Source organism: Enterobacter cloacae complex sp. 2022EL-00788 (assembly GCF_026627565.1).
Classification (GTDB): domain Bacteria; phylum Pseudomonadota; class Gammaproteobacteria; order Enterobacterales; family Enterobacteriaceae; genus Enterobacter; species Enterobacter pasteurii.
Window position 1 is genome coordinate 148,716 of record NZ_JAPNMC010000010.1, and the last position, 24,298, is coordinate 173,013.

At 54.7% G+C, this 24,298-nt stretch carries 25 protein-coding genes and 2 pseudogenes; 15 read left to right on the top strand and 12 right to left on the bottom strand.

Going from position 1 to position 24,298, the window contains the following annotated elements; all coding sequences use genetic code 11:
* The 3 genes from astE to ves all read left to right on the top strand — a co-directional run bounded on the left by astE (nt 1) and on the right by ves (nt 2,523).
* Complete coding sequence (gene astE / locus OWK27_RS16855) at nt 1–966, top strand: succinylglutamate desuccinylase (RefSeq protein ID WP_267590814.1); 966 nt, start codon at nt 1–3, stop codon at nt 964–966.
* A 337-nt stretch (nt 967–1,303) separates the two neighbouring features.
* Nucleotides 1,304–1,798 (top strand): ATP-independent periplasmic protein-refolding chaperone Spy, encoded by a 495-nt coding sequence (gene spy, locus OWK27_RS16860; protein WP_242173180.1) that lies wholly within the window; start codon nt 1,304–1,306, stop codon nt 1,796–1,798.
* A gap of 167 nt (nt 1,799–1,965) precedes the next feature.
* Nucleotides 1,966–2,523 carry an environmental stress-induced protein Ves gene (ves, locus tag OWK27_RS16865; protein ID WP_267590815.1) on the top strand — a complete coding sequence of 186 codons (558 nt, stop codon included), beginning with the start codon at nt 1,966–1,968 and terminating at the stop codon, nt 2,521–2,523.
* On the opposite strand, the gene cho is transcribed toward ves, so the two are convergent.
* Both cho and nadE read right to left on the bottom strand, forming a co-directional pair.
* Nucleotides 2,501–3,379, bottom strand: coding sequence for an excinuclease Cho (gene cho, locus OWK27_RS16870; RefSeq protein ID WP_252003493.1), 879 nt, complete (start codon nt 3,377–3,379; stop codon nt 2,501–2,503). The genes ves and cho overlap by 23 nt on opposite strands.
* A gap of 112 nt (nt 3,380–3,491) precedes the next feature.
* Nucleotides 3,492–4,319 (bottom strand): ammonia-dependent NAD(+) synthetase, encoded by an 828-nt coding sequence (gene nadE / locus OWK27_RS16875; RefSeq protein WP_267590816.1) that lies wholly within the window; start codon nt 4,317–4,319, stop codon nt 3,492–3,494.
* A gap of 229 nt (nt 4,320–4,548) precedes the next feature.
* On the opposite strand from nadE, the gene osmE reads away from it, so the two are divergent.
* From osmE to chbG, 7 genes and pseudogenes are all read left to right on the top strand, one after another.
* On the top strand, nt 4,549–4,893 hold the full coding sequence (gene osmE / locus OWK27_RS16880; RefSeq protein WP_148419084.1) for an osmotically-inducible lipoprotein OsmE: 345 nt from the start codon (nt 4,549–4,551) through the stop codon (nt 4,891–4,893).
* A 269-nt stretch (nt 4,894–5,162) separates the two neighbouring features.
* Nucleotides 5,163–5,492, top strand: a pseudogene (locus OWK27_RS16885) (PTS sugar transporter subunit IIB); the annotation flags it as partial.
* A gap of 79 nt (nt 5,493–5,571) precedes the next feature.
* Entirely contained in the window at nt 5,572–6,930 is a 1,359-nt protein-coding gene (chbC, locus tag OWK27_RS16890) for a PTS N,N'-diacetylchitobiose transporter subunit IIC (RefSeq protein WP_017384664.1), read from the top strand.
* A 48-nt stretch (nt 6,931–6,978) separates the two neighbouring features.
* Nucleotides 6,979–7,326, top strand: coding sequence for a PTS N,N'-diacetylchitobiose transporter subunit IIA (gene chbA / locus OWK27_RS16895; RefSeq protein WP_148419080.1), 348 nt, complete (start codon nt 6,979–6,981; stop codon nt 7,324–7,326).
* A 17-nt stretch (nt 7,327–7,343) separates the two neighbouring features.
* Nucleotides 7,344–8,174: pseudogene (gene chbR / locus OWK27_RS16900) on the top strand (transcriptional regulator ChbR); the annotation flags it as partial.
* 109 nt (nt 8,175–8,283) lie between these two features.
* Nucleotides 8,284–9,633 carry a 6-phospho-beta-glucosidase gene (locus tag OWK27_RS16905; protein ID WP_148419076.1) on the top strand — a complete coding sequence of 450 codons (1,350 nt, stop codon included), beginning with the start codon at nt 8,284–8,286 and terminating at the stop codon, nt 9,631–9,633.
* 11 nt (nt 9,634–9,644) lie between these two features.
* On the top strand, nt 9,645–10,394 hold the full coding sequence (gene chbG / locus OWK27_RS16910; RefSeq protein ID WP_148419074.1) for a chitin disaccharide deacetylase: 750 nt from the start codon (nt 9,645–9,647) through the stop codon (nt 10,392–10,394).
* A gap of 121 nt (nt 10,395–10,515) precedes the next feature.
* On the opposite strand, the gene katE is transcribed toward chbG, so the two are convergent.
* The gene (katE, locus tag OWK27_RS16915) at nt 10,516–12,765 is read right to left on the bottom strand and encodes a catalase HPII (RefSeq protein WP_176610569.1); all 2,250 of its coding nucleotides are present in this window, start codon (nt 12,763–12,765) and stop codon (nt 10,516–10,518) included.
* A gap of 203 nt (nt 12,766–12,968) precedes the next feature.
* Between katE and cedA the strand changes: the two genes are divergently transcribed.
* A complete protein-coding gene (cedA, locus tag OWK27_RS16920; RefSeq protein ID WP_209007147.1) occupies nt 12,969–13,208 on the top strand; it encodes a cell division activator CedA in 240 nt (79 codons plus the stop codon).
* 47 nt (nt 13,209–13,255) lie between these two features.
* Here cedA and OWK27_RS16925 read toward each other — a convergent pair whose 3' ends face one another.
* The 4 genes from OWK27_RS16925 to hxpB form a co-directional block, all read right to left on the bottom strand.
* A complete protein-coding gene (locus OWK27_RS16925; RefSeq protein WP_267590817.1) occupies nt 13,256–14,647 on the bottom strand; it encodes an L-cystine transporter in 1,392 nt (463 codons plus the stop codon).
* Between the two features lie 127 nt (nt 14,648–14,774).
* The gene (locus tag OWK27_RS16930) at nt 14,775–15,365 is read right to left on the bottom strand and encodes a metal-dependent hydrolase (RefSeq protein ID WP_148419067.1); all 591 of its coding nucleotides are present in this window, start codon (nt 15,363–15,365) and stop codon (nt 14,775–14,777) included.
* Nucleotides 15,366–15,460: 95 nt separating this feature from the next.
* Nucleotides 15,461–16,222 carry a 2-dehydro-3-deoxy-D-gluconate 5-dehydrogenase KduD gene (kduD, locus tag OWK27_RS16935; protein WP_176610567.1) on the bottom strand — a complete coding sequence of 254 codons (762 nt, stop codon included), beginning with the start codon at nt 16,220–16,222 and terminating at the stop codon, nt 15,461–15,463.
* Between the two features lie 129 nt (nt 16,223–16,351).
* A complete protein-coding gene (gene hxpB, locus OWK27_RS16940) occupies nt 16,352–17,023 on the bottom strand; it encodes a hexitol phosphatase HxpB (RefSeq protein ID WP_267590818.1) in 672 nt (223 codons plus the stop codon).
* Nucleotides 17,024–17,165: 142 nt separating this feature from the next.
* Here hxpB and OWK27_RS16945 point away from each other — a divergent pair, with 142 nt between their 5' ends.
* A complete protein-coding gene (locus tag OWK27_RS16945) occupies nt 17,166–17,702 on the top strand; it encodes a YniB family protein (protein ID WP_193356249.1) in 537 nt (178 codons plus the stop codon).
* 36 nt (nt 17,703–17,738) lie between these two features.
* On the opposite strand, the gene OWK27_RS16950 is transcribed toward OWK27_RS16945, so the two are convergent.
* From OWK27_RS16950 to pfkB, 3 genes are all read right to left on the bottom strand, one after another.
* On the bottom strand, nt 17,739–18,599 hold the full coding sequence (locus OWK27_RS16950; RefSeq protein ID WP_148419059.1) for a fructosamine kinase family protein: 861 nt from the start codon (nt 18,597–18,599) through the stop codon (nt 17,739–17,741).
* A 105-nt stretch (nt 18,600–18,704) separates the two neighbouring features.
* Nucleotides 18,705–18,995: a type V toxin-antitoxin system endoribonuclease antitoxin GhoS gene (gene ghoS, locus OWK27_RS16955; RefSeq protein ID WP_242173168.1), complete on the bottom strand. Its 291-nt coding sequence runs from the start codon at nt 18,993–18,995 to the stop codon at nt 18,705–18,707.
* 92 nt (nt 18,996–19,087) lie between these two features.
* Nucleotides 19,088–20,020 carry a 6-phosphofructokinase II gene (gene pfkB / locus OWK27_RS16960; protein ID WP_148419188.1) on the bottom strand — a complete coding sequence of 311 codons (933 nt, stop codon included), beginning with the start codon at nt 20,018–20,020 and terminating at the stop codon, nt 19,088–19,090.
* Between the two features lie 296 nt (nt 20,021–20,316).
* On the opposite strand from pfkB, the gene OWK27_RS16965 reads away from it, so the two are divergent.
* On the top strand, nt 20,317–21,075 hold the full coding sequence (locus OWK27_RS16965; protein WP_148419055.1) for a DUF481 domain-containing protein: 759 nt from the start codon (nt 20,317–20,319) through the stop codon (nt 21,073–21,075).
* Between the two features lie 259 nt (nt 21,076–21,334).
* On the top strand, nt 21,335–21,559 hold the full coding sequence (locus OWK27_RS16970; RefSeq protein WP_267590819.1) for a hypothetical protein: 225 nt from the start codon (nt 21,335–21,337) through the stop codon (nt 21,557–21,559).
* 188 nt (nt 21,560–21,747) lie between these two features.
* Here the strand turns inward: OWK27_RS16970 and yniD are convergent, their stop codons facing one another.
* Together yniD and yncL are read right to left on the bottom strand one after the other, a co-directional pair.
* On the bottom strand, nt 21,748–21,855 hold the full coding sequence (yniD, locus tag OWK27_RS16975) for a small membrane protein YniD (protein ID WP_003857815.1): 108 nt from the start codon (nt 21,853–21,855) through the stop codon (nt 21,748–21,750).
* A 98-nt stretch (nt 21,856–21,953) separates the two neighbouring features.
* Nucleotides 21,954–22,046 (bottom strand): stress response membrane protein YncL, encoded by a 93-nt coding sequence (gene yncL, locus OWK27_RS16980; protein WP_071785204.1) that lies wholly within the window; start codon nt 22,044–22,046, stop codon nt 21,954–21,956.
* A gap of 323 nt (nt 22,047–22,369) precedes the next feature.
* Between yncL and thrS the strand changes: the two genes are divergently transcribed.
* A complete protein-coding gene (thrS, locus tag OWK27_RS16985; protein ID WP_267590820.1) occupies nt 22,370–24,298 on the top strand; it encodes a threonine--tRNA ligase in 1,929 nt (642 codons plus the stop codon).

Here is a 24,298-nt window from a genome sequence, read left to right on the forward strand (position 1 = left end):
ATGGAGAATTTACTGGCGCTGACCCTGGCAGCAGAGACGCCGGAGCTGCAAGAGGGGGAAGGCCCCTCGTTCCACTGGCGATGGCTGGGGCCGGGCGTGCTTGAGCTGACGCCCACAGGGGAGTATGACCTTTCGCTGCTGCTTTCTGCCGGCATTCACGGAAACGAAACGGCACCCGTGGAGATTGTCGATATTGTGCTGCGCGCGCTGTTCCGCGGGGCGTTCGCGCTGCGCTGTCGTCTGCTGGTGGTGCTGGGGAATCCGCCCGCGCTGGCGCAAAACCAGCGCTATCTCGCAAGCGACCTCAACCGCATGTTTGGTGGCCGCTGGGCACAGTTCCCGGTGAGTGATGAAACGGCGCGCGCCCGGTGGCTGGAGGCTACCGTTGCCGCGTTTTTTGCCGACGCGGGGGCAGCGCGCTGGCACCTCGATCTGCATACCGCCATCCGCGCCTCGTACCACGTACGTTTTGGCGTGTTGCCGCAGCGTCACCAGCCGTGGGATGAAGCGTTTCTGACCTGGCTTGGCGACGCGGGGCTGGAGGCGCTGGTCTTTCACCAGGCGCCGGGCGGCACCTTCACCCACTTCACCTGCGAGAATTTCGGCGCGCTGTCCTGCACGCTGGAGCTGGGAAAAGCGCTGCCGTTCGGGCATAACGACCTGACGCGCTTTGCCCCTACGCAGCATGCGCTTTCGGCGTTGCTGGGAGGTGAGATGCAGACACGCGCGCAGGGGCACGTGGCGCGCTATCGGGTGGTGCAGCAGATCACGCGCCGCAGCGATGCTTTCCGTCTGCATATGGCGCCCCACACGCTGAACTTTACGCCGTTCCGGAAGGGCGTCCTGCTGGCGGAAGATGGAGATGAACGCTATGTGGTACAGCAATCCACGGAATATGTGTTATTCCCCAATCCGTCGGTCGCGTTTGGTCTGCGAGCCGGGCTGATGCTGGAAAAAATGGCCTGATCGTTTCCCCTCGCGTTGACCGGAGGGGAAACGGTTTATTAATTTCTTAGCGATAAAAGCGTTCTTGTTTTGTTTGCGGAATATTCCTGGATAATTGCTTTATTATTAAACGCCACTTCGCTATACTTCTCCATAATCTCTTTAAAATCATCTTGTTGAATATTTTACTTTCATCTCTCCATTATTTTTCCTTAATTTCTCCACAATTGGCGAAAAAGTGTTTTTTATACTTTCATTGTTTTACCGTTGCTCTGATTAATTGACGCTAAACCCCGTAAAGTTAATCTCGTCAACACGGCATAGCGCCGAAGAATAACTGAAAGTAAGGAAAGACATTATGCGTAAATTAACTGCACTGTTTGTTGCCTCTACCCTGGCTCTGGGCGCTACCAGCACCGCGTTCGCCGCCGATACCGCGACCACCGCCGCCGCGCCAGCTGAAGGCAAAATGATGATGCATCATAAAGGCAAGCCGGGTATGCACCATGAAATGATGATGTTTAAAGATCTGAATCTGACCGACGCGCAGAAACAGCAGATCCGCGACATCAGGAAAAGCCAGCGTGACCAGATGAAGCGTCCTCCGCTGGAAGAGCGCCGCGCGATGCACGACATCATTGCCAGCGACAGCTTCGATAAAGCCAAAGCCGAAGCGCAGATCGACAAGATGGCTGAGCAGCATAAGGCCCGCATGCTGGCCCATATGGAAACCCAGAACAAGATTTACAACATTCTGACGCCGGAACAGAAAAAACAGTTTAATGCCAATTTTGAGAAGCGTCTGACAGAACGTGCCGCGCCGGAAGGTAAAATGCCAGCACCAGCCGAATAATCGGCTCACACTCTTAAGACCGCCGGGCTCCTGTCTACAAAAGCGAAAACGCTGTGGACAGGACCGGCGGTTTTTCTTTTATTCCATGCCTAAGGTCTGGCCTTACCGCTGCCGATAATACCCCTGTGAAAATGCCCATACGCACGGTGCGTCCTTCAGGAGTGGTAATGGAATTCTTTGATATCCGTAAAATGCCGGTCAGCCTCTGGCGTAACGGCGCGGGTGAGACGCGTGAGATTTGCTGTTTCCCTCCCGCGACGCGGGATTTTTTCTGGCGGGCCAGCATTGCCTCCATCGCCAGCAACGGCGAATTTTCCGCTTTCCCGGGCGTTGACCGGGTGATTACGCTGCTGGAAGGCGGCGAGGTGACCCTGGATGCGGGCAGCGCGTTTTGCCATACCCTGAAGCACCATCAGCCTTACGGCTTTGCGGGGGATCTGGCGGTGAAGGCCGTGCTCACGGAGGGGCAGATGTCGATGGACTTCAACATCATGACCCGGCGGGACCGCTGTCAGGCTAAGGTGCGCGTCGCTAATCGTACGTTCACCACCTTCGCGTCACGCGGCGGCGTGGCGTTCGTGTTAAGCGGTGCCTGGCAGCTGGGAGATAAATTGCTGACCGCCGATCAGGGAGCCAGCTGGGAAGAGGGCACGCATACCCTTCGTTTACTGGCATCGAAAGGCACGCTGCTGTTCAGTGAAATCACCTGGCTGCCGGGTCATTAAGCACGATAATCTCATACTTTCCGGTTAACAGCGGCTTACACAGAATTTTGTAGCCGTCCTGATCGAACCCCGCAGGGGTGCGCAGCAGAGCGGCTGCGTCATTCAGGTTTTCGACGGCGCCAAGCCAGAGCCAGTTGCGGATAATGTGATAGTGCGTCATGCCATCGCGGGTTTCCTTCAACGCCACGGCGCCGTCCCACGGCCAGCAGTTGACGCTGATGGAGGCCAGGCCCGCCATAAAGCGGGCATGATGCTCTTCAACGCTCTCCTTTCCGCAGCACGCTCCGGCGCAGCGCTTCAGCGCGGAGCGGAAACAGGCGCGCCCGCGGGTGGTGGCTTCCAGCCCCAACAGGCCATAACAAAGCTGTAATTCATCTGCCAGCGTTTGCAGGGTTTGCAGTGCGGCACGCTTGTTGGCAAACAGGCCGTAGAGATTCGGTTCATGTGAAAAATCCACTTCACGCGCGTAGACGACCTGCGGTTTACCCGCGCTAATCTGTAGGGAGCAAAGCTGGCGGTTGCGGCGCAGGCGTTTATTAAACAGCGGCTGCTGCTCCTTGATAAGCCTGGCTTCGAGCAGAAGCGCGCCCAGCTCGCCTGCCGTCTCTATCCATGTGATGCGCCGCGACTGCCTGAGCATTGACGCTTCGTCCGGCGTTCGCAGGTGCGACATTACCCGGCTGCGGATATTGACGCTTTTGCCGATATAGAGCGGCATGGTGTCGCTGTCGCCGTGAAAGAAGTAGACGCCAGGCTGTTTAGGCAGCGCCTCAAGCCAGGGGCGAAGATGCTCGGGATATTCGTAGATAGCCGCCGCTTCAAACTCAAGACGCGGGGCGGATTGACGCCTGCTCACATACTGCTCCATATACTGTTCAGGCATACAGTGTAGCAGGAGTTGGGTGGTTAAAAAAGAGCCGGGCGGCGGTACCTCACCCGGCCTGCAAAACTGAGTTACCGTTCTGCTTTTACTTTTTCCAGAAGTCGTCAAACACCGTAATCGGTGGACGGCGCTTGTGCTCGGTTTTCAGATACCAGCCTTCGATAATCTTAGCGGTAGCGTCGTCGAGCGTTTTGCCTTCCAGATAATCGTCAATGTTGTCATAAGTCACGCCCAGCGCCGCTTCATCCGGCAGGGAAGGGCGATCGTCTTCGAGATCGGCCGTTGGCGCTTTCTTGTAGAGATGCTCCGGGCAGCCCAGCGCAGCCAGCAGCTGCTTGCCCTGACGCTTGTTCAGGCGGAAGAGCGGGTTGATGTCCGTGCCGCCATCGCCGTATTTAGTGAAGAAACCGGTAATGGCTTCCGCCGCATGGTCGGTCCCTACTACAACCCCTTTGGTCATCCCGGCGATACTGTACTGCGCCTTCATGCGCTCGCGGGCTTTCTCATTGCCCCGGACAAAATCGCTCAGTTCAATACCGGCTTCGCGCAGCGCCTGCTCGCTTGCCAGCACCGAACTCTTAATGTTCACGGTGAGCACCCGGTCCGGCTGGATAAAGGCGATAGCATCCTGGCAGTCCTGCTCGTCGGCCTGAACGCCGTACGGCAGGCGTACGGCGATAAACTGCAGCGCGGCGTCACCGGTCTCTTCGCGCAGCTCGGAGATGGCCATCTGGCTAAGCTTACCGGCCAGCGTGGAGTCCTGCCCGCCGCTGATGCCCAGCACCAGCGTCTTCAGGAAGGGATGTGCTGACAGATAAGCTTTCAAAAAATCAACGCTACGACGGATCTCTTCATTTGCATCAATCGCAGGTTTCGCGCCCAGCGCCTGAATAATCTCTTGTTGCAGAGCCATTACGCCCTCCCTATGCAGAACCAAACAGAAAGTGATCTGTTAAAACTAACCCTTTGTCGGGAAAACGACAAGGATCACAGTTTTGAGTGTATCGTTTTACAGCGATTTAGCAGCTTATCGTTGTTTTATTAGAATTTTCCGAAATTCGTCTGGCGTAACTCGCAAAGTTGAACAATAGTAATTTTTATCCCATGCTTAGTTAACACGCTGATAAACAAGAGGACGGAATATGAACAAGAACGTAGCAGGAATTTTAAGCGCAGCGGCGGTACTGACTATGCTGGCAGGGTGTACGGCTTACGATCGCACCGCGGATCAGTTCACACAGCCAGTGGTTAAAGACGTCAAGAAAGGCATGACGCGTTCGCAGGTTGCGGCTATTGCCGGTAAACCTTCTTCTGAGGTCACCATGATCCACGCGCGCGGTACCTGCCAGACCTATATTCTGGGTCAACGTGATGGTAAGGCAGAGACCTACTTTGTTGCCCTGGACGATACCGGTCACGTGATCAATTCTGGTTACCAGACCTGTGCTGAATACGACACCGACCCACAGGCACCTAAGGCGCAGTAACCGCGCTTGCCTGAGAGCGTTAAAAAACCGGCCTGAAGGCCGGTTTTTTTATAGCTGCGCAAATCTTAATTCTTGCCGCGAATTATTTGCCTGAAATGTGAAGGTAGTCAACAAGCCAGGTCAATGAGAGACAATTTCAGCCTATCCAGAATTATCCCCTCCCTGTACCATTGCGTATACTCACTTCAACGACAAACAATGTTCAGCACACTGTCCGTCAGCCAGGAGAGCGAGTCGAGTGATAGCGCGACGGCGGTCAGACAAACAAGAGGGAAGTTATCATGGAAAAGAAACATATCTACCTGTTCTGCTCTGCGGGCATGTCAACCTCACTGCTGGTTTCAAAGATGCGCGCGCAGGCTGAAAAATATGAAGTCCCCGTGGTGATTGAAGCGTTTCCGGAAACGCTGGCGGGTGAAATGGGCCAGACGGCAGACGTTATTTTGCTGGGTCCGCAAATTGCGTATATGTTGCCAGAAATTCAGCGTCTGCTGCCGAATAAGCCGGTCGAAGTGATCGATTCTGGCCTGTACGGCAAAATTGATGGTTTAGGTGTATTAAAAGCTGCTGTTGCGGCGATTAAAAAAGCTGCTAATTAATTTTTATTTTTCCCGTCAAAGAGTAATTTCACACACAATACGCCGTAACCCGCGTTGCGGCATTTAAGGGTATTTTCCTATGAGTAAAGTTATCGCTTCACTTGAAAAGGTACTCCTTCCTTTTGCTGTTAAAATAGGAAAGCAGCCTCACGTTAACGCCATTAAAAACGGTTTTATTAAATTAATGCCGTTGACGTTAGCAGGGGCAATGTTCGTTTTAATTAACAACGTTTTTCTGAGCTTTGGTGAAGGTTCCTTTTTTTATTCATTAGGAATTAGGTTAGACGCATCCACTATTGAAACCCTTAACGGCCTGAAAGCCATTGGCGGCAACGTATACAACGGTACGTTGGGTATTATGTCGCTGATGGCGCCTTTCTTTATAGGAATGGCGCTGGCGGAAGAGCGTAAGGTGGATCCGCTGGCGGCGGGCTTACTGTCTATTGCCGCGTTTATGACCGTTACACCGTACAGCGTGGGCGATGCCTATGCGGTTGGCGCTAACTGGCTGGGCGGGGCAAATATCATTTCCGGTATTATCATCGGGCTGGTGGTGGCCGAAATGTTCACCTTTATCATTCGCCGCAACTGGGTTATCCGCCTGCCGGATAGCGTACCGGCCTCCGTTTCTCGTTCATTTTCCGCGCTGATTCCGGGCTTCATTATTCTCTCCATCATGGGGATTATTGCCTGGGCGCTCTCTCACTGGGGGACTAACTTCCACCAGATCATCATGGACTCTATATCAACGCCGCTGGCGTCGATGGGTAGCGTGGTCGGTTGGGCGTATGTCATCTTTACCTCCCTGCTGTGGTTCTTCGGCGTGCATGGTTCACTGGCACTGGCGGCGCTGGACAGCGGCATTATGACCCCGTGGGCACTGGAAAACGTTGCGCTTTACCAGCAGTACGGCTCCGTTGACGCGGCGCTGGCAGCCGGTAAAACCTTCCATGTGTGGGCGAAGCCGATGCTTGACTCCTATATCTTCCTGGGGGGTACCGGGGCGACGCTGGGTCTTATCATCGCGGTCTTTATTGTCTCTCGCCGCGCTGACCATCGTCAGGTTGCGAAGCTGGCCCTGCCGTCAGGTATCTTCCAGATCAACGAGCCAATCCTGTTTGGTCTGCCGATTATCATGAACCCGGTGATGTTCATTCCATTTATCCTGGTTCAACCGCTGCTGGCTGCAATTACGCTGACGGCGTACTACCTGGGCATTATCCCGCCGGTGACCAACATTGCACCGTGGACGATGCCGGCCGGTCTGGGCGCGTTCTTCAACACCAACGGTAGCGTAGCCGCCTTCCTGCTGGCGATATTCAACCTCGGAATCGCAACCCTGCTCTACATGCCGTTCGTGGCGATTGCCAACAAAGCCGCAACGGTTATCGATGAAGAAGAGAGCGAAGAGGATATCGCCCTCGCACTGAAATTCTAAAAATTGCACGGCGCGGGGCAACCCGCGCCAGCGAAAAGGAGCTAAAAGATGTTAGATTTGGATAGTATCGTTGCCGAAGAGGCCGCAGAGAACGATCTGGAAGAAGTGGTGATGGGCCTTATTATCAACTCCGGGCAGGCGCGCAGCCTGGCGTATGCCGCGCTCAAGCAGGCCAAGCAGGGCGATTTCGTCGCCGCGAAAACCATGATGGATCAGTCCCGCACCGCGTTAAACGAAGCGCACCTGGTGCAGACGAAGCTCATTGAAGGCGATCAGGGCGAAGGGAAGATGAAGGTGAGCCTGGTGCTGGTTCATGCGCAGGATCACCTGATGACCTCCATGCTGGCGCGCGAGCTGGTGGCAGAGCTCATCGAGCTTCACGAGAAGATGCAGTAAGTCCGCACAGGCATCAGGAGGTCAGCACGATGGAAATCAAAACCGCACATGAGCAGCAGCTGTTTAATGGCAAAAATTTTCACGTGGTTATTTACAACAAAACGGAGAGCGCCAGTGGTCTGCACCAGCATGACTACTACGAGTTCACGATTGTTCTGACCGGCCGATACTACCAGGAGATCAACGGTAAGCGCGTCCTGCTTGAGCGCGGCGATTTCGTCTTTCTGCCGATGGGCTCTTATCACCAGAGCTTTTATGAATTTGGTGCAACGCGGATCCTGAACGTGGGGGTGAGCCGGCGCTTCTTCGAAAAGCACTATCTGCCGCTGGTGCCGTTCTGCTTCGTGGCGTCACAGGTGTATCGCGTCAAAAACGAGTTTATGACCTGGATTGAAACGGTTATAGCCTCGCTGAACTTCCGCGACAGTGAATTTGATGAATTTATTGAAACCGTGACGTTCTACGTGATGAACCGTCTTCGCCATCACCGTGAAGAACAGCAGGTGGTTGATGATATTCCGCAGTGGCTGCGCAGTACCGTGGAGCTGATGCACGACAAAGGGCAGTTCAGCGATAACGCGCTTGAAAATATGGTGGCGCTGTCGGGTAAATCTCAGGAATATTTAACGCGCGCCACGCAGCGTTATTACCGCAAAACCCCGGTGCAAATTATTAATGAAATCCGCATTAATTTTGCCAAAAAACAGCTGGAAATTACTAACTACTCTGTCACTGATATCGCTTACGAATCCGGGTACAGTAGCCCCAGCCTGTTTATTAAAACCTTTAAAAAGTTTACTTCATTCACACCGAACAGTTACCGCAAAAATTTAACGGTAATAAATTAACCTTCCGCGGATTATCCGCGACGAACATTGACGTAATTGCTTGCCCAAATAGCGGGAAGAGAACGCTATACCTTGCAGGCGGTTAACCTGATACGCTAAGGGAGATATTATGCAACAGAAATTAAAAGTCGTGACCATCGGCGGCGGCAGCAGCTATACCCCGGAATTACTTGAAGGTTTCCTGAAACGTTATCATGAATTACCGGTCAGCGAGTTATGGCTGGTGGATGTTGAAGAAGGCCAGGAAAAGCTGAATATTATTTTCGACCTGTGCAAACGCATGGTTGAAAAAGCCGGTGTGCCGTTAACCGTGCATAAAACGCTGGATCGCCGCCTGGCGCTGAAGGATGCTGACTTCGTTACCACGCAGCTGCGCGTTGGTCAGCTGAAGGCGCGCGAGCTTGACGAGCGTATTCCGCTGAGCCACGGTTATCTGGGCCAGGAAACTAACGGCGCAGGCGGCCTGTTTAAGGGCCTGCGTACCATTCCGGTGATCTTTGACATCATTAAAGACGTGGAAGAGATTTGCCCGAACGCCTGGGTCATTAACTTCACCAACCCGGCCGGGATGGTGACCGAGGCAGTCTATCGCCACACCGGCTTCAAACGCTTTATCGGCGTCTGCAACATTCCGATCGGCATGAAAATGTTCATTCGCGACGTGCTGGAACTGACCGACAGCGATGAACTCTCCATTGACCTGTTCGGCCTCAACCACATGGTATTCATCAAGGACGTGATGGTGAACGGGCAGTCGCGCTTTGCGGAGCTGCTCGACGGCGTCGCCTCCGGTCGCCTGACCGCGGCCTCGGTGAAAAACATCTTCGATCTGCCGTTCAGCGAAGGGCTGATCCGCTCCCTGAATCTGCTGCCGTGCTCGTATCTGCTCTACTACTTCAAGCAGAAAGAGATGCTGGCGATTGAAATGGGCGAGTACTACAAAGGCGGCGCGCGTGCGCAGGTTGTGCAGAAAGTGGAGAAGCAGCTTTTTGATTTGTATAAAGATCCGAACCTCAACGTGAAGCCGAAAGAGCTGGAGCAGCGCGGCGGGGCGTACTATTCCGATGCAGCGTGTGAGGTGATCAACGCCATTTACAATGACAAGCAGGCCGAGCACTATGTGAACGTTCCGCATCATGGGCACATCGACAATATTCCGGCAGACTGGGCCGTTGAGATGACCTGTATTCTTGGGCGCGAGGGAGCAAAACCGCATCCGCGCATTACCCACTTCGACGATAAGGTGATGGGCCTCATTCATACCATTAAGGGCTTTGAAGTGGCCGCAAGCAACGCGGCGCTGAGCGGCGAGCTGAATGACGTGCTGCTGGCGCTGAACCTGAGCCCGCTGGTGCATTCTGACCGTGATGCCGAAAAACTCGCGAGCGAAATGATCCTGGCGCATGAAAAATGGCTGCCAAACTTTGCCGCCACGGTTGAGAAGCTCAAACACCGTTAAGAGGAGGCGCGATGGAAAACCTGCTGATCGTAAATGCCGATGATTTTGGCCTGTCGAAAGGGCAGAACTACGGCATTATTGAGGCCTGTCGCCGGGGCGTCGTGACCTCCACAACAGCGCTTATCAACGGCGAGGCGGCGGAACACGCGGCTCAGCTGAGCCGTGAGGTACCAGAGCTGGGCGTGGGTATGCACTTTGTGCTGACGCTTGGGTTACCGCTGTCGCCAATGCCGGGCCTGACGCGCGACGGGCAGCTGGGTAAATGGATTTGGGAACTGGCGGAGCAGAACGCGCTGCCGCTCGATGAGATTGCCCGCGAGCTGGACTGCCAGTTTAATCGCTTTGTCGACGCGTTTGGCCGTGAGCCAACGCATATTGACAGTCACCATCATGTGCATATGATCCCGGCGATTTTCCCGATAGTGGCAGAGTTTGCCCAGCGCAAAGGCGTGGCGATGCGCGTGGATCGTGACGTGCGCGGGTTGCCGGAGGTCGCCGTAACGGCAACGGACGGGTTCAGCAGCGCATTTTACGGCGACGCGATCGACGAAGCGCTGTTCCTCAGGGTGCTGGACGATTCTGCCGCAAAAGGGGAGCGCTCGCTTGAGGTGATGGCGCACCCGGCGTTTATCGACCAGACCGTGCGTAAGAGCGCCTACTGCTGGCCGCGCCTGGATGAACTCGATGTCCTGACATCGGCGTCTCTGAAGCACGCGATTGCCGAACGTGGGTATCGTCTGGGGACGTTCCGGGATCTTTAAAACGTGCCGGTGTCGCGATAAAAGCAAAACGGTAACCCCTGGGTTACCGTTTTAATTATTGATTCCCTCTCCCGTGGGAGAGGGGCGCGGGCATCAGGCCGCACAACCGGGTATGGTTTGCTTACGCCGGGATCTGGTCGGTTTTACTGCTGCGCGACCACACGCGGTGCGCGGCGAGCAGATCAAACAGCCGGGTCATGAACGCATCGTCAACGTTATCCCCCTCAACAATGCCTTCTTCACCCTGGTCCGGCACCTTCAGCAGGGTTTTAAACTTCCGCGCATCGCCTGCCAGGGCTATTGGCTTCAGGTGCTTATAGGCTTCCAGAAGATAATAGGCGGCATCACCGTTGCCGAGCAGGCTCTCTACGTCACCGCACGGCATAATCACCGCATCAACCGTCAGCGACGGTGCGCCCGCAAAGGTGGCAGCAATCGGCAGGACAGAGCCGTCATCGGCCGTTACTTCGCCCATGCGTGAGTAAAGCAGCTTGGCATGCACTCCCTGGGTTTTCAGCGCCTTCATGATCCCCAGCACGTCGCTGGCGCGGGTTTTATCGTTCAGCAGGATCGCCACCACGCGGCCCTTAATTGACCCGCCGGGTACCGCATACAGGCTCAGGGACGGATCCTTTTTCAGCCCGTTCACGTCTTTCGGCGGTGCGGCATGGCACTGCTCGTCGGTGAGCGTAATTCCGAGGTTGTTCGCCACGCCCTGGGCAAGCTGAATATCAATATGCGCCAGATGATCGACCACGCGCTCGCGAATGTACGTGCGCACCACCTTGCTCAGCTCAAAGCTGAAGCCGCCGATGATATGCTGCTGTTCAATCGGGGTCTGGCTGTTCCAGAACAGGCGAGGATGGGCGTAGTATTCGCCGAAGGACGGGCTGCGCTCGCGAATTTTCGTTCCATCAACGCGCTCCTGATACGACTCAAACCCGCCGCGCTTCGGTGCCGGCGGCGTTTCACGCGGCCAGTTATCGTTAATGGAGTTCGGTTCGTAGTTCGCCGGGTTGGTGTCAATATCCTGGCGGTGCATCCCGTCACGCTGGAAGTTGTGGTACGGGCAGGTTGGACGGTTGATCGGAATTTCGTGGAAGTTAGGCCCGCCGAGTCGGCTGATCTGCGTATCGGTGTAGGAGAAGAGGCGGCCCTGAAGCAGCGGATCGTTGGTGAAATCCAGCCCCGGCACGATGTGGCCCGGGTGGAACGCCGCCTGCTCATTCTCGGCAAAGAAATTGTCCGGGTTGCGGTTAAGCACCATTTTGCCCACCAGCTGAACCGGCACCAGCTCTTCGGGAATAAGCTTGGTCGGATCGAGCAGGTCGAAGTCGAATTTGAACTCGTCCTCTTCCGGGATCAGCTGTAACCCCAGCTCGTATTCCGGGAAATCTCCGGCTTCAATGGATTCCCACAGTTCGCGGCGGTGGAAGTCCGGATCGCGACCGGTGAGCTTCTGCGCTTCATCCCATACCAGGGACGCTTTCCCCGCGACCGGCTTCCAGTGGAACCGCACAAACGTTGCCTTACCTTCGGCATTGATCAGACGGAAGGTATGAATACCAAACCCTTCCATGGTGCGGTAGCTGCGCGGGATCCCCCGGTCAGACATCGCCCACATCACGTTGTGCAGGGTTTCCGGCTGCAGCGAGACATAGTCCCAGAAGGTGTCATGTGCGCTTTGTCCCTGCGGTATGGCCCAGTGAGGCTCTGGTTTTACCGCATGGACAAAGTCAGGAAACTTATGCGCATCCTGAATGAAGAAAACCGGGGTGTTATTGCCGACGAGGTCGAAAATACCCTCTTCGGTATAGAATTTGGTGGCGAAGCCGCGAATATCACGCACCGTGTCGGCGGAGCCAGCGCCGCCCTGTACGGTGGAGAAGCGCACGAACACCGGGGTGATTTTATTCGGGTCGGACAAGAAATCCGCTTTGGTTACCTCTTTCAGGCTTTTATACGGCTGGAAATAGCCGTGCGCCGCGGAGCCACGCGCGTGAACGATACGCTCAGGAATACGCTCATGGTCGAAATGGGTGATCTTTTCCCGCAGGATGAAATCTTCCAGCAGCGTCGGGCCGCGCGTTCCGGCACGCAGGGAGTTCTGGTCATCGGCGATACGCACGCCCTGATTGGTGGTCAGCGCATAGCCTTCGCCACCTTTGCGGTGCGGATCGAGGGATTTTAACTTCTCGTTTTCCGCATCGGGGGACTTCATGCTTCCCGGTGCGGTAGGCTGTTCCCCCGGCGCGGAAGGGCCCGGGGATGGTTTATGAGAGCCGTCAGCAGGGGCGAGTGAATCCATTCCCGGTTGAGATTCTTCGGTGCCATGAATGGGTGACTGATGTGGTTTATCATTGTTCGACATTGCACGCTTCTCCTTTGTTCATTCCTAAAAACCCTATTAAGGATAGAACAATGTTATGAATTAGCAGGCGAACTAAGAGTTTTCAGAGCGATTGATTAGCGAAAGGAGCCATCTGCCACACGCCGGGCGCGACGGGCGGGGTGAGGATCGGCTATGATAGAAATTTCCTGCTTTAAGAATTTGCTTTAGTGAACCAGTCGCTTATGAAACCTCTTCGTCAACAAAACCGCCAGGTTATTAGCTATGTGCCCCGCGTTGAACCCGCGCCGCCAGACCACGCCCAGAAAGTGGATGGTTTTCGCGATGTCTGGATGTTGCGGGGTAAATACGTGGCCTTTGTGCTGATCGGCGAGCACTTCCGTCGGTCTCCCGCATTTACGGTGCCGGAGTCGGCGCAGCGTTGGGCGGTGCAGGTTCGCCAGGATGAAGAGGTTGAAGAGTAGCAGACAAAAAAAAACCGCCATCAGGCGGTTTTTTTAACAGTCGCGAATTAACGGTGCGCCAGCTCGGCGTCGTCTTCGCTTTCCAGAACCGCTTTGTCGGTCTGCTTCAGCCACTGGCTGGTCAGCGTACCGGCGGTCATCGAGCCGCTGACGTTAAGCGCGGTACGACCCATATCGATTAACGGCTCTACGGAAATCAGCAGGGCAACCAGCGTTACCGGCAGGCCCAGCGCAGGCAGAACAATCAGCGCGGCGAACGTCGCCCCGCCACCCACGCCCGCCACACCCGCGGAACTAATGGTTACGATACCCACCAGCGTCGCAATCCAGACCGGATCCAGCGGGTTGATGCCCACCGTCGGCGCAACCATCACGGCCAGCATTGCCGGGTAGAGGCCCGCACAACCGTTCTGTCCAATGGTGGCACCAAAGGAGGCGGAGAAGCTGGCGATAGACTCCGGCACGCCCAGACGACGGGTCTGCGCCTCCACGTTCAGCGGGATAGAGGCCGCACTGGAACGGCTGGTGAAGGCGAAGGTCAGCACCGGCCAGACCTTGCGGAAGTATTTCAGCGGGCTAACGCCGTTCACGCCAAGCAGGATGCCGTGCACAACAAACATAATGGCCAGACCCAGGTATGAGGCAATCACAAAGCTACCCAGCTTAATGATGTCCTGCAGGTTCGAGCCTGCCACCACCTTGGTCATCAGCGCCAGCACGCCGTACGGCGTCAGCTGCATCACCAGACGTACCAGCTTCATCACCCAGCTTTGCAGGGTATCGATGGCCGTCAGAACGCGCTCGCCTTTAGGCGCATCGTCCTTCAGCAGCTTCAGCGCAGCCACGCCCAGGAACGCGGCGAAGATAACCACGCTGATAATCGAGGTTGGGCTTGCGCCGGTCAGATCGGCAAACGGGTTCTTCGGAATGAAGGAGAGCACCATCTGCGGAACGGTAAGATCGGCCACTTTACCCGCGTAGTTGGTCTGGATCGCCGTCAGGCGCGCGGTTTCAGCGCTGCCCTGAACCAGGCCCTCTGCGGTCAGGCCGAACAGGTTAGTCACCAGCACACCCACCAGCGCCGCAATCAGCGTGGTGAAGAGCAGGGTGCCGATGGTCAGGAAGCTGATTTTACCCAGCTGCGTCGCGTTGTGCAGACGGGCCACGGCGCTCAGAATAGACGCGAATACCAGCGGCATGACGATCATTTGCAGCAGCTGCACATAGCCGTTGCCGACAATGTTGAACCACTGGATGGACTCTTTCAGTACCGGGCTATCGGAGCCGTAGACGGCGTGCAGGGCCAGCCCAAACACGACACCCATCACCAGACCGACCAGCACCTTTTTCGCCAGGCTCCACTGTTTGTGGCGCGCCTGGGCAAGAAGCAATAGCAATACGACGAACACAACGATGTTCGCTATGAGTGGAAAATTCATCCCCGTTCTCCTGATTTATTATACGGTCGATTTTTACCGAACCTGTTGGCGCAAGGTTAGCAGAAGTGTGATGTGGCGCTTATATCCATATGGAATGGTTTATGACAAATGTGATTATTTTGTCGGTTTAATGTTCAATCTGGTGATTAATGAAACGATTGAACTGATATTGCAGCGAATTAATCATCTGCGACGACCAGCGCACTGCACCATTTTCGGGCAACGTCTGCGGCATCCAGACGGCATACGCAAACAGCGCCATGCACAGGACGCGCTCCAGCTGGTTGCCTTTTTGCGGAACGAGGATCGGCAGACGAAAACGCCAGCGGCACGGCCAGAGCAGCGGAACGCCGGCTGGCGTCAGCATGTCGGCAAGAATATGGCTCAGGTAGCCGAGCACCATGCCCTGAATGGCATCCGCCGGAACTATCCAGCTGTCGGGCACTTTTAAGTAGAAGAGCGTCAGCAGGCCAAACACGGCCAGCAGGCTGTGGGTGAACCCGCGGTGGCCAAAGGCTCTGGCGATGGGCTTTGAGATCCACTTCAGCCGCTGGCCGAGGAATGATTTGGGATGATCTATGTCGGGCAGCAGGCAGGTCAGCACGGCAGAAGGGACAATATGCCACCAGTCCCCCTGTGCCAGCACAGGGGTTAGCTCAGCGTTTTTGGCAAACACTGCACAGGCAAGAGAAAAAAGCAGGTGGCCTTCCGCCGTCATGATAAAACCCGGTAAACTGTCGATTCATACAGTATAGGGTTTTTATACAGTGGGCGAAAGAGGTGACGGTGTAACTCTTTGTCACAAACGCCCGGCTAGCGCGCCAGCCAGCCCCCGTCGACGGCGAGGGTATGGCCGTTAACGTAATCAGACGCCTTCGAGGCGAGAAAGACCACCGGGCCCTGTAAGTCTTCCGGCAGCCCCCAGCGGCCCGCGGGGATGCGGTCGAGGATCGCCTGGCTTCGCTGCTCGTCATCGCGAAGCTGTTGGGTGTTATTTGTCGCCATATAGCCCGGCGCGATGGCGTTCACGTTGATGCCGAGCGGCGCCCATTCGTTTGCCAGCAGGCGGGTCAGCCCCAGCACGCCGCTTTTGGACGCCGTGTAAGAGGGCACGCGGATGCCGCCCTGGAAGGAGAGCATGGAGGCGATATTTATGATCTTTCCGCCCTGACCCTGAGCAATAAACCGTTTCGCTACCGCCTGGGAAAGGAAAAAGACCGATTTAAGATTGAGGTCGATAACCTCGTCCCAGTCCTTCTCGCTGAATTCCAGGGCGTCGGCGCGGCGGATGGTTCCGGCATTGTTAACCAGAATATCGATACGTCCCATCCCGGCGACCGCGCTGTCCACCACGCTCTGAATATTCTCCTGCCTGCCGAGATCGGCACGGATCGCGATAAAGCGTCGCCCGAGCGCCGTGACACGCGCTGCCGTTTCATCAGGCGCCTTGCGGTTTACGCCCACGATGTCGCATCCTGCCCCGGCGAGTGCAACGGCCATGCCTTGCCCCAGACCCGTATCGCACCCGGTCACCATCGCCACTTTTCCCGCCAGAGTAAAAGCATCCATTATCATACGCGCCTCAGAAGTCAGGTAATTGTCATTCTGCACGTAAGAATAGGAGCCTGGAATGAGAAAAGCAAATAAACTAAAACGTTGTTTTAATTCTTTGATGCAGGCAGCCGAAGCTGCCTGATAAGCGGATCACTCTCCGCGCAGATGGCGGGCAGTCAGTTCTTCAAGAGACGTCAGCCTGACGTCCGCGAGGGCAAAGCGGGGATCGTGTCGACCTTCTTCAGCCGGCACGACGATGGAGCGCATCCGTGCGGCTTTCGAGGCCACCATTCCGTTAACGGAATCTTCCAGCGCCACGCAGGTGAGCGGGTCAAGCCCCAGCTTAGCGGCGCAGTCCAGATAGACCTGCGGATGCGGCTTGCTGTAGGGAAGCTTTTCGGCTGACGCCAGCGCGTCGAAGCTGTCGCGCAGCCCGAACATGATGAGCACTTTTTCCAGCATGTGCAGCGGCGAGGCGGAAGCCAGGCCCACCTTCAGCCCTTGCGCCTTGCACAGCACGATAGCCTCGCGGACTCCCGGCAATAAAGGCTTATACTCTTCAACCAGCGAGATGGCGCGGTTGATGATGCGCGCCGTGACCTCTTCGCGGTCGGGGCCAACCCACGGCTGGTGGGCATACCAAAGGTCAACCACCATATCGATGCGCAGCCCCAGGGTGTCGGGAAGCTCGCTACGACGACTGATATCGACGCCGAGGCTGGCCATCACGTCCAGTTCAGCCCGATCCCACAGCGGTTCGGAATCAATCAGTAATCCATCCATGTCAAAAATAGCGGCAAGTATCTGGCGCGGTGTCGACATTACAACATCTCCTTATCATAGGGGGTAAGACGAACGGTGCTAAGCACAGGCAATTTAGCATATTGCATTCAAAGATCGGGCGAAAATGACCGACAGCAGGTAGACTTAGGCACAAATAACGCGTCTTTATGAAGAGGAACTAATGACGTATCAACAGGCTGGACGCATCGCGGTCTTAAAACGTATCGCTGGTTGGGTTATTTTCATTCCCGCCCTGATTTCAACGCTGATTTCCGTACTCAAATTTATGTACGAACGCAGCGAAAAACAGCCGGGCATCAATGCCGTCATGCTTGATTTTGCTCACGTAATGATTGAGATGATGCGGTTCAACACGCCGTTCCTGAATTTCTTCTGGCATAACTCGCCCACGCCGAATTTTCACGAGCAGCTCAACGTGGGGTTCTGGATTATCTTTGCGCTAATTTTTATCGCGATGGCGCTTCAGGCTTCCGGCGCACGAATGAGTCGCCAGACCCGCTTTTTACGTGAAGGGGTGGAAGATCGGCTGATCCTTGAGAAGGCGAAAGGGCCAGAAGGGATGACCCGCGAGCAGATTGAATCGCGGATTGTTGTACCGCGCCACACCATTTTTGTGCAGTTTTTCCCGCTCTATATACTGCCGGTCATTATCATTGTGGCCGGGTATTTCTTCTTTACCCTGCTCGGCTTTCTGTAGGGCAAGGCGGGTGGCGCGTTGCCACCCGTTCAGCCGCTATGCCGCCAGAATGCGATCCAGCGCGCGCTGGGCATTCACAAGGTGGCCCCCTCCAAACAAAATGGCCCGGTTCAGCAGGGTGTAAAGCTGGTAGACCGGCTGACGCTCAAGGAAATCCGGCGGCAGCGGTGAGACCGACTGATAGCCATCGTAAATTTGCGGCGGCTGTTCAGGATGCAGCGGCAGCATCGCAAGATCGCACTCTCTGTCGCCCCAGTAGCAGGCCGGGTCGTAAATATACGGACCATCAGGCCCAAGCGCGCAGTTATCCGACCACAAATCACCGTGTAAAAGGGAAGGCTGAGGCTGATGCGAGGCCAGTCGCTGCTGGACGTGTTCGACGATGGCGTCGATATTGCCGAACGCTAATCCTTTTTCAGCGGCCAGCTCCAGCTGCCAGCCGATGCGCTGTTCGGCAAAGAATGTCGACCAGCGGCGCTGCCAGGCGTTTGGCTGCGGGGTTGTGGAGAGGTCGTTATCGAAATCCAGCCCGAACTGCGGCTGATCGCTCCACTGGTGCAGCCGGGCAATCTGCTGTCCGAGAATAAAGGCATTGTGCGCATCCAGGGGGCGAGGGGGAAGATAGTTCATCACCAGAAAGCTGTAGTCGCGATCGCTGCCGACGGCTAATACCTGCGGAACGGTGACCGTTTTACTGCGCGACAGCAGCTCAAGCTGATCGGCCTCGGCCGTAAAAATGGGGAGCAGTTCGCGCTCGTCACATTTAACGAAAAGATCGCGCCCGGCGTATCGTAAATGCCACGCGGCGTGGATCTCTCCGCCTGGCAGTTCGTTACGCAGTTCAATTTCACCTTCACCCAGTTGCTCGCTTAAAAGATGACTGATAGCCTGCCACATGATGTCTCTCCCATGTTGTCTGCCAGATCATAAAGTTAGCGCAAAATCGCTGTAAAAAAACAGGAACTAACGCACAACTGAGCGGTTTAATTTTAAACAGGGCACTTATTGCTCTTTTTTATGCCAGTTGTCCCAGGTATCCACGTCAATTTCCGTGCTTTTGTCGGTGACGCTTTCCACCAGGGTACTGGCCAGCGCCTGCACCTCTTCCTGGCTCAGCGGGCTTATCAGGCCAAACGCCAGCGAGCCGAGGTCGTGTATATTGCCTTCATCGTCCGTCAGCGTAAGCTGAAAATTGGCGCGCGTGAACGCATTGTTGAGTTCATTCAGTTCGGTCAGCGACGCCTCATGAATATTCACGGTTACGACGTAGCGGGTGATATCACCACTGCTCATAATTCACCTCGTTGTTATCCTGAAAGTTTTCTTAGCATAGTCGATATGCCCTGTTTAGCGACTTCCCCCTCTGCCGGAAGGGGGAAGATCGTTCAGCTTCTTGACAGGTAATCGACGATTTTCTGGGTATCCGCGAGTGAACACAGCCGCGTGCCCTGATTGATGGTGGCTGCACTCCCCGCCGCGACGCCATAGCGCGTCATTTCAAGCAGCGACGCGCCCTGCGCCAGCTTCAGCGCCATCGCGCCGACCATGCTGTCACCTGCGCCTACGGTGCTCTGGCTCTTCATTGGCGGCGGGACGACCTGCACGAAACCCGTTTTATCGACGGCCAGCGCCCCCTGTGGACCAAGAGAGACCACAACGCGGTGCGCTTTGCCGGTGCGTACCAGCTCTTCTGCGGCGGTACGCACGTCATCAGGCTGGTTCAGTTCGCGATTAACAAGCGCGCTCAGCTCTTTCTGGTTGGGCTTAACGAGTTCCAGCTGTCCGGGTTCTAACGCGGCCCGCAGGGCGTCGCCTGAGCTATCGACAATGCAGCGGATGCCGCGCTGGAGTACCGCCTTAATCAGCGCCGTCAGCTTTTCAGTTTTCACGCCCGGCGGCAGGCTACCGCTGATGACCAGCAGCGAGCCGCTCTCAATAGTCAGCACTTTCTCTTCCAGTTGACGAAACTCATCGTCGCTCAGCTTTGCGCCCGGCATGACGAAACGATACTGCTCGCCGCTGGATTCAACGTGAACATGCAGGTTTTGCCGGGTCCAGTCGTGGGCGTCTACGGTATCCACCGCAACCTGCTCATCCGCCAGCAGCGCCACCAGATGCTCGCCCGTCGCCCCGCCGGCGGGGAAGATGGCGGTCGCTTTCCCGCCGAGATGCGTAATGGCGCGCGCCACGTTAATGCCGCCGCCGCCCGGTTCAAACACCGGTGCGCTACAGCGGAGCTTACCTTCCGGGTATATTTGCGGCGTCATGGTCGCGGAGTCGAGGGAAGGGGAGAGTGTCAGCGTATAAATTGAAGCCATCATTACCTCCTTTTAGCATGGGTTCTTTTAAGCCTGGCACCGATCGCCAGGAAGGCAACGTAAATAACAGTATGATTTTAAATATGAATGCTGACAAAAACCCTGCGGCAGACATATAAAATAAAACGCGTTTTGAGATCGTTCTTATTCAAAAAATGAAATAAGAAAACATTGCTATGTTATTTGCGGCTTTTTATAATTTGTTACCTTTCTCTGGACGCCTTGTCATTGATCCTCAAGAAAGTTTCCGAGACCGTGATGGTCTCTTTTTTTGTTGTACGGACTCCTTAAATAAAATGAAGCTTTTGAAGACAGTACCCGCAGCACTGATGCTGGCGGGTGGCGTGTTTGCGTCACTGAATGCAGCCGCCGATGATACCGTTTTTACTGTCATGGACGATCCTTCCACCGCCAAAAAACCCTTTGAAGGTAACCTGAATGCGGGCTATCTGGCGCAATCCGGTAACACGAAAAGCTCCTCCCTTACCGCAGACAGCACCCTGACCTGGTACGGCAATACCACCGCCTGGTCGCTGTGGGGGAATGCCAGCAACACGTCCTCCAACGACGAGCGCTCATCTGAAAAATATGCGGTGGGCGGACGTAGCCGTTACAACATGACCGATTATGACTACCTGTTTGGACAGGCGAGTTGGCTGACTGACCGCTTCAATGGCTATCGCCAGCGCGATGTCGCGACCGCGGGTTATGGTCGTCAGTTCCTGAACGGGCCAGTGCACAGCTTCCGTTTTGAATTCGGTCCGGGCGTACGTTACGACGAGTACACCAATGGCGAAGATGAAACGCAGCCGCTGGGCTACGCATCGGGCACCTACGCATGGCAGATGACCGATAACGCTAAATTCACCCAGGGCGTGTCGGTATTCGGTGCTGAAGATACGACGCTAAACTCTGAAAGTGCTTTGAACGTGGCCATTAACGAACACTTTGGCCTCAAGGTGGCGTACAACGTGACCTGGAACTCTGCACCGCCTGATTCTGCGCCGGAACATACCGATCGCAGAACCACGCTTTCTCTCGGCTATAAAATGTAATTCCGACGGGCCGGACTATCCCGGCCCGTTTTTTATTTTCAGTAACTGTGCTGTTTTATAATAAACGGCGTTTTAAATTAACTGGTCCTTTTTCATTTTTATTATTTTTCCATAATGCGCTTGAGGCCTTATTCAGTTTATTTGACACGAATTGATAAATAATTTGACTAGGAAAAAGTGTGATCCAGATCTACACTGAAAGCACAGGCAAAAGCTCGCCTCAAGCTTTTCAGCATTAATTAGTATGAGAATTATCATTATGAAAAAATTCAAAACCGCTACAGCAGCGATGGTGCTTTCCGCACTTTCATTTGGCGTATTTGCTGCTGATAATATGACGCAACCTGCCAGCAGCCAAACCGGTATTGTCAAAGCTTCGGATGTTGAAGCCGGCTCAAACATGGCTCCAGGCTCTCAGTCTACCGGCCAGTCCATGAAAGATGCGTTTGATGTACATAAGCTGGTGGCGGGTGAGTGGTCCTGATCCCTGTTAACTGCCAGACTGTTGTTGAATATTCATCAATATTACAGCCTGTGGAAAACCGGATGAAGACGTACCGGTTTTTACACGTGGTAATAGCGTAAAGATAGTTACTATATATACAGGAAATTTACCACCTGTTTACGTTTCGCGTTACGATAACCGTATACGCTTCTTCTTTGCTGGCTATATCAGCCCCAGATCATCGCGGCCCAGCGCAGCAGCAGCATCGCGCCGCAAATAGCAATTAATACCACGACCATTTTCCAGTGCTTAACGGCAAATCGTTTAGTAGGCATAACCTAATCCTTGTCAGTTGAGACCCTTAGTCTACCAAATTAAGCGCCAAAATGCGCTTTACCCTGGACAGCAGGCTATGCCAGATCACCGGTCTGATTCAGAACCAGTGAAATCTGTCGGCCAGGATCAATACCAGACCGGCAGCGGAAAGAAGATTTAATATCACAACGGTTCTGCTGGATACATTCATGTCATCACCCCTGGATGTTTAAGGACATGTTCAAGGATAGCTCAGCACTTTCGGAATGCGAGCATCTGGCAGCGAAAGTTCCCCCGCTCATACAGAAGGTTGAGAGGTTCAAAACGGTCGCAGAAGGTGCATTCGCCTTGTCAATAGTGTTACCATTACGCTGCGTGCCGTAAATCCGCATTATTCTGAAATCGGCAGGTGCAGGATGACGAACCAATTTGACGATTGTTGGTCAGATGGTTTCGTAATCTACTGTTTAATCACGATTATTTTCTTTGTATATGCTCTTATGTGTGGGGCATCACTGCAAATAAGGATATAAAATGCCTGTAATTACTCTTCCTGATGGCAGCCAACGCCATTTCGATCGCGCTGTAAGCCCAATGGATGTTGCCCTGGACATCGGTCCCGGTCTCGCGAAAGCGACCATTGCTGGCCGCGTGAATGGTGAGCTGGTTGACGCGTCCGATCTGATTGAAAGCGATGCGACGCTCGCAATCATCACTGCGAAAGACGAAGAAGGTCTGGAGATCATTCGTCACTCCTGCGCGCACCTGTTAGGTCATGCTATCAAGCAGCTGTGGCCAAACACCAAAATGGCGATCGGCCCGGTTATCGACAACGGTTTCTACTACGACGTTGACCTTGACCATACCCTGACCCAGGAAGACATCGACGCGCTCGAAAAACGTATGCACGAGCTCGCCGAAACGAACTATGACGTCATCAAGAAGAAAGTCAGCTGGCACGAAGCGCGTGAAACCTTCGTGAAGCGTGGCGAGAGCTATAAAGTCTCTATTCTCGATGAGAACATCGCTCATGATGACAAGCCTGGCTTGTACCATCATCAGGAATACGTCGACATGTGCCGTGGACCGCACGTGCCGAATATGCGCTTCTGCCATCACTTTAAGCTGATGAAGATCGCAGGCGCTTACTGGCGTGGCGACAGCAACAACAAAATGTTGCAGCGTATCTATGGTACCGCGTGGGCTGATAAGAAAGCCCTGAACGCGTACCTGCAGCGCCTGGAAGAGGCGGCTAAGCGTGACCACCGTAAAATCGGTAAGCAGCTTGACCTGTATCACATGCAGGAAGAAGCGCCGGGTATGGTGTTCTGGCATAACGACGGCTGGACTATCTTCCGTGAACTGGAAACCTTCGTGCGCTCTAAGCTGAAAGAGTACCTGTATCAGGAAGTAAAAGGGCCGTTCATGATGGACCGTGTGCTGTGGGAAAAAACCGGCCACTGGGACAACTACAAAGATGCGATGTTCACCACCTCGTCTGAGAACCGTGAATACTGCATCAAGCCAATGAACTGCCCGGGCCACGTTCAGATCTTTAACCAGGGTCTGAAATCCTACCGCGACCTGCCGCTGCGTATGGCGGAGTTCGGTAGCTGCCACCGTAACGAGCCATCAGGTGCGCTGCACGGTCTGATGCGCGTTCGTGGCTTTACTCAGGATGATGCGCATATCTTCTGTACTGAAGATCAGGTACGTGATGAAGTTAACGCCTGTATTCGTATGGTCTACGATATGTACAGCACCTTTGGCTTCGAGAAAATCGTCGTCAAACTCTCAACGCGCCCGGAAAAACGTATCGGTAGCGATGAGACATGGGATCGCGCAGAGGCGGATCTCGCCGTAGCGCTGGAAGAGAACGGAATTCCGTTTGAATACCAGCTGGGTGAGGGCGCATTCTACGGTCCGAAAATTGAATTTACCCTGTATGACTGCCTCGATCGCGCATGGCAGTGCGGAACGGTACAGCTGGACTTCTCTCTGCCGCAGCGTTTAAGCGCCTCTTATGTGGGCGAAGACAACGAGCGTCAGGTGCCGGTTATGATTCACCGTGCAATTCTCGGTTCACTGGAGCGCTTCATTGGCATCCTGACCGAAGAGTTCGCCGGCTTCTTCCCAACCTGGCTTGCGCCAGTGCAGGTAGTCGTGATGAACATTACCGATTCTCAGGCGGATTACGTTAAAGAATTGACGCAGAAACTACAAAATGCGGGCATTCGCGTAAAAGCAGACTTGAGAAATGAGAAGATTGGCTTTAAAATCCGCGAGCACACTTTACGTCGTGTCCCGTATATGTTGGTCTGTGGTGATAAAGAGGTGGAAGCAGGCAAAGTTGCCGTTCGCACCCGCCGTGGTAAAGACCTGGGGAGCCTGGACGTAAGTGAAGTGATTGAGAAGCTGCAACAAGAGATTCGCAGCCGCAGTCTTCAACAACTGGAGGAATAA

Bases quoted from the DNA above. Each gene is read 5' to 3' on its own strand.
- astE (WP_267590814.1), top strand. From the start codon at position 1: ATGGAGAATTTACTGGCGCTGACCCTGGCAGCAGAGACGCCGGAGCTG.
- spy (WP_242173180.1), top strand. From the start codon at position 1,304: ATGCGTAAATTAACTGCACTGTTTGTTGCCTCTACCCTGGCTCTGGGC.
- ves (WP_267590815.1), top strand. From the start codon at position 1,966: ATGGAATTCTTTGATATCCGTAAAATGCCGGTCAGCCTCTGGCGTAAC.
- nadE (WP_267590816.1), bottom strand. From the start codon at position 4,319: ATGGCTCTGCAACAAGAGATTATTCAGGCGCTGGGCGCGAAACCTGCG.
- osmE (WP_148419084.1), top strand. From the start codon at position 4,549: ATGAACAAGAACGTAGCAGGAATTTTAAGCGCAGCGGCGGTACTGACT.
- chbC (WP_017384664.1), top strand. From the start codon at position 5,572: ATGAGTAAAGTTATCGCTTCACTTGAAAAGGTACTCCTTCCTTTTGCT.
- chbA (WP_148419080.1), top strand. From the start codon at position 6,979: ATGTTAGATTTGGATAGTATCGTTGCCGAAGAGGCCGCAGAGAACGAT.
- OWK27_RS16905 (WP_148419076.1), top strand. From the start codon at position 8,284: ATGCAACAGAAATTAAAAGTCGTGACCATCGGCGGCGGCAGCAGCTAT.
- chbG (WP_148419074.1), top strand. From the start codon at position 9,645: ATGGAAAACCTGCTGATCGTAAATGCCGATGATTTTGGCCTGTCGAAA.
- katE (WP_176610569.1), bottom strand. From the start codon at position 12,765: ATGTCGAACAATGATAAACCACATCAGTCACCCATTCATGGCACCGAA.
- cedA (WP_209007147.1), top strand. From the start codon at position 12,969: ATGAAACCTCTTCGTCAACAAAACCGCCAGGTTATTAGCTATGTGCCC.
- OWK27_RS16925 (WP_267590817.1), bottom strand. From the start codon at position 14,647: ATGAATTTTCCACTCATAGCGAACATCGTTGTGTTCGTCGTATTGCTA.
- OWK27_RS16930 (WP_148419067.1), bottom strand. From the start codon at position 15,365: ATGACGGCGGAAGGCCACCTGCTTTTTTCTCTTGCCTGTGCAGTGTTT.
- kduD (WP_176610567.1), bottom strand. From the start codon at position 16,222: ATGATAATGGATGCTTTTACTCTGGCGGGAAAAGTGGCGATGGTGACC.
- hxpB (WP_267590818.1), bottom strand. From the start codon at position 17,023: ATGTCGACACCGCGCCAGATACTTGCCGCTATTTTTGACATGGATGGA.
- OWK27_RS16945 (WP_193356249.1), top strand. From the start codon at position 17,166: ATGACGTATCAACAGGCTGGACGCATCGCGGTCTTAAAACGTATCGCT.
- OWK27_RS16950 (WP_148419059.1), bottom strand. From the start codon at position 18,599: ATGTGGCAGGCTATCAGTCATCTTTTAAGCGAGCAACTGGGTGAAGGT.
- ghoS (WP_242173168.1), bottom strand. From the start codon at position 18,995: ATGAGCAGTGGTGATATCACCCGCTACGTCGTAACCGTGAATATTCAT.
- pfkB (WP_148419188.1), bottom strand. From the start codon at position 20,020: ATGGCTTCAATTTATACGCTGACACTCTCCCCTTCCCTCGACTCCGCG.
- OWK27_RS16965 (WP_148419055.1), top strand. From the start codon at position 20,317: ATGAAGCTTTTGAAGACAGTACCCGCAGCACTGATGCTGGCGGGTGGC.
- OWK27_RS16970 (WP_267590819.1), top strand. From the start codon at position 21,335: ATGAAAAAATTCAAAACCGCTACAGCAGCGATGGTGCTTTCCGCACTT.
- yniD (WP_003857815.1), bottom strand. From the start codon at position 21,855: ATGCCTACTAAACGATTTGCCGTTAAGCACTGGAAAATGGTCGTGGTA.
- yncL (WP_071785204.1), bottom strand. From the start codon at position 22,046: ATGAATGTATCCAGCAGAACCGTTGTGATATTAAATCTTCTTTCCGCT.
- thrS (WP_267590820.1), top strand. From the start codon at position 22,370: ATGCCTGTAATTACTCTTCCTGATGGCAGCCAACGCCATTTCGATCGC.